Raw genomic sequence first — 2,569 nt, 5'->3', positions numbered from 1 at the left:
GTAAGCGCGAAATTCCGCGCACCTGTTCGGTTGAGTGACGCGGTGTGAAGGATGTGTCCACCAAGGAAGAGGTGGACACATGGAGATGGCACCGATGGGCTCCTATGGGCTCGAGGTTGTAAGGGTGACGAGTAACGGCCGGCGCTATTATGGTCGGGCGGGGAAGGCACGGTTGGTCGAGGCGTGCCTCGAGCCGGGCGTATCGGTGGCGAGGCTTGCGCTGGAGCATGGTGTCAACGCCAACCAACTGCGCAAATGGGTCAGGAAGTATCAGGAGCGCCAGAGTGCGAACGGGCAGCGGAGCACGGGGCAGTTGCCGGATCCGTCGGCATTTATCCGGGTGGAGACGTCTCCGGCGCCTGCGGAGCGACCCACTGGTGGGATCGCGAGCCGGTCTGCGGAATTGGTACCGTCAGCGCGGCTGCAGGCGTCGATGCCAAATGGCGTATCGCTGACGCTGGAGGGGTGTGACGCGCAGTTACTCGTGGTGATGATCGATGCGCTGGGGCACTGCAATGTTCCGGCTCGCTGAAGATCTGCGCATCTATCTTCACCGGGATCCGATCGACTTTCGCTGTGGGATCAACAGCCTTGCGATCCTGGTCGAGCAGTCGATGGGCCTTAATCCGTTCGAGCGCGCGGCGTTCGCCTTTTGCAACCGGCGCCGGACCCGGATGAAGCTGCTGTTCTTTGACCGGTCGGGCTTTGTGCTGGTGCTCAAGGCGCTGACAGAGGACAAGTTCCGATGGCCCAAACGAGCGGAAACGGTGGTGGCGCTCACCGCGGAGCAATTGCGCTGGCTGCTCGACGGGATCGATATTGACGCGATGGTCCCTCATCCGGTGCGGCAATATCAGTTTGTCGGTTGAAGGCCATTGACGCGGGAACGGGCTTTCGATTCAAGACTGCGATGGATCGAGGCGGCGTCCCCACTATTGCGGAATTGATGGCGCTTCTGGCGACGAAAGCCGCCGAGGTCGAGACATTGCGGGCCGAGAAAGACGCCCTTGCCCGGCGCATCCTGAAGCTTGAGGAGGAACTGGCGCTGGCGCGGTTGCACCGCTTTGCGCCGCGCAGCGAAAAGCACCTGGATCGTGTCTTCAATGAAGCCGAGCATGCCTCCCTTGAGGGCGATACCGACGATGGATACGACGACGTCGATGAGCCGGTCGCCGCCGATCTTCCCGACACGGGATTGCCGGAGGCGAGAAAGCCAGAAGGGAAGAAGCGCGGACGCAAGGCACTTCCTGCCGACCTGCCGCGCCAGCGCGTCGAATATGACCTCGCCGACGACCAGAAGGTCTGCCCGTGCTGCAGCGAACGGATGCATCGCATGGGGGAAGTGATAACCGAGCAGCTTCACATCGAGGTGAAGGCCACGGTCCTTCAGAATGCCCGCGCCAAATATGCATGCCGCAATTGTGACCGCACCGGGATCGCCACGCCGATCGTCGTTGCGCCGATGCCCGCACAGCCCTTGCCGGGCAGCATCGCCACGGCCTCGACGCTGGCCTTTGCCCTTGTTCATAAATACGTCGATGGCACACCGCTTTATCGCCTGGCGCAAACCTTCGAGCGCGCAGGGGTACCTGTCAGCCGTGGTGCCCTGGGCCGTTGGGTGATCGCCTCGAGCGAGAGGCACCTGCATCGCATTTATGACGCCCTGAAGCTGCGGCTCCGGTCCCAGGAGGTCATTCATGGCGACGAGACTACGGTTCAAGTGCTGAAGGAAGAGGGCAAGGCGCCTACCAGCACCTCGTATATGTGGGCCTACCGCAGCAGCGAGGACAGCGAACAGCCGATCGTGCTGTTCGACTATCAACCCGGTCGCGGGCAGGAACATCCGCAGGCCTTCCTCGGCGACTATCGCGGTATCCTGATGAGTGACGGTTATACGGCCTGGCGCACATTGAAAGGCGCCACGCATCTGGGCTGCATGGCCCACGCCAGACGGCGCTTTGCCGACGCCCTCAAGGCGAGGAAGAAACAAGGCGGGCCGCCCGCACAGGCGCTCAAGTTCTTCGACCAGCTCTACCGGATCGAAAGGCAGGTGCGGGACGAAATGCCCGGTGAGGGGGAAACGCAGGCCAGCTACCTGCGCCGCTTCCGCCAGAAACATAGCGTCCCGGTCCTGGATGCACTCAAAGCGTGGCTCGATGACATCGCACCCAAGGTTGTGCCCGACACCAAGCTTGGCGATGCGGTCTCCTACACCCTCAACCAGTGGGAATACCTGACGCGCTATGTCGAAGACGGCAGGATGCCGATCGATAACAATCTTCTCGAACGCGACATCAGGGTTTTTGCAACAGGAAGAAAATCCTGGCTTTTCTGCGACACCATCGACGGCGCACGGGCGAGCGCCGTCACCTACAGCCTGATGCTGACTTGCCGCGCCTGCGGCGTCGAGCCTCTCGCGTGGCTACGCCATGTCCTCACTGAATTGCCCCAGCGACCTCACGACGCCGATATCGACGACCTGCTGCCATTCAACTTCGAAAGACACGACTGACCCGCCGACGTCGTTGCGGTGGCCTGTCTCGTCCAGCGTCAACTATGATGGCCGCAC

The 2,569-nt window shown here is 62.0% G+C and carries 3 protein-coding genes; all 3 read left to right on the top strand.

Features of this window, described 5'->3' with window-relative positions:
• Positions 1–79 precede the first annotated feature (79 nt).
• The 3 genes from tnpA to tnpC are packed head-to-tail and all read left to right on the top strand — an operon-like array spanning position 80 to position 2,512.
• On the top strand, positions 80–532 hold the full coding sequence (gene tnpA, locus B5483_RS22700) for an IS66-like element accessory protein TnpA (RefSeq protein WP_079732154.1): 453 nt from the start codon (positions 80–82) through the stop codon (positions 530–532).
• Positions 516–869 carry an IS66 family insertion sequence element accessory protein TnpB gene (gene tnpB, locus B5483_RS22695; protein WP_176168191.1) on the top strand — a complete coding sequence of 118 codons (354 nt, stop codon included), beginning with the start codon at positions 516–518 and terminating at the stop codon, positions 867–869. Before tnpA ends, tnpB begins: the two co-directional genes overlap by 17 nt.
• Positions 870–910: 41 nt before the next feature.
• Positions 911–2,512, top strand: a complete 1,602-nt coding sequence (gene tnpC / locus B5483_RS22690; RefSeq protein WP_079732152.1) for an IS66 family transposase — start codon at positions 911–913, stop codon at positions 2,510–2,512.
• The last annotated feature ends 57 nt before the right edge of the window (positions 2,513–2,569 follow it).

It is taken from the genome of Novosphingobium mathurense (assembly GCF_900168325.1).
In the GTDB taxonomy this organism is placed as follows: domain Bacteria; phylum Pseudomonadota; class Alphaproteobacteria; order Sphingomonadales; family Sphingomonadaceae; genus Novosphingobium; species Novosphingobium mathurense.
Note: the sequence above shows the minus strand (reverse complement) of the source record. Positions and strands in the feature narration are given on the sequence as shown.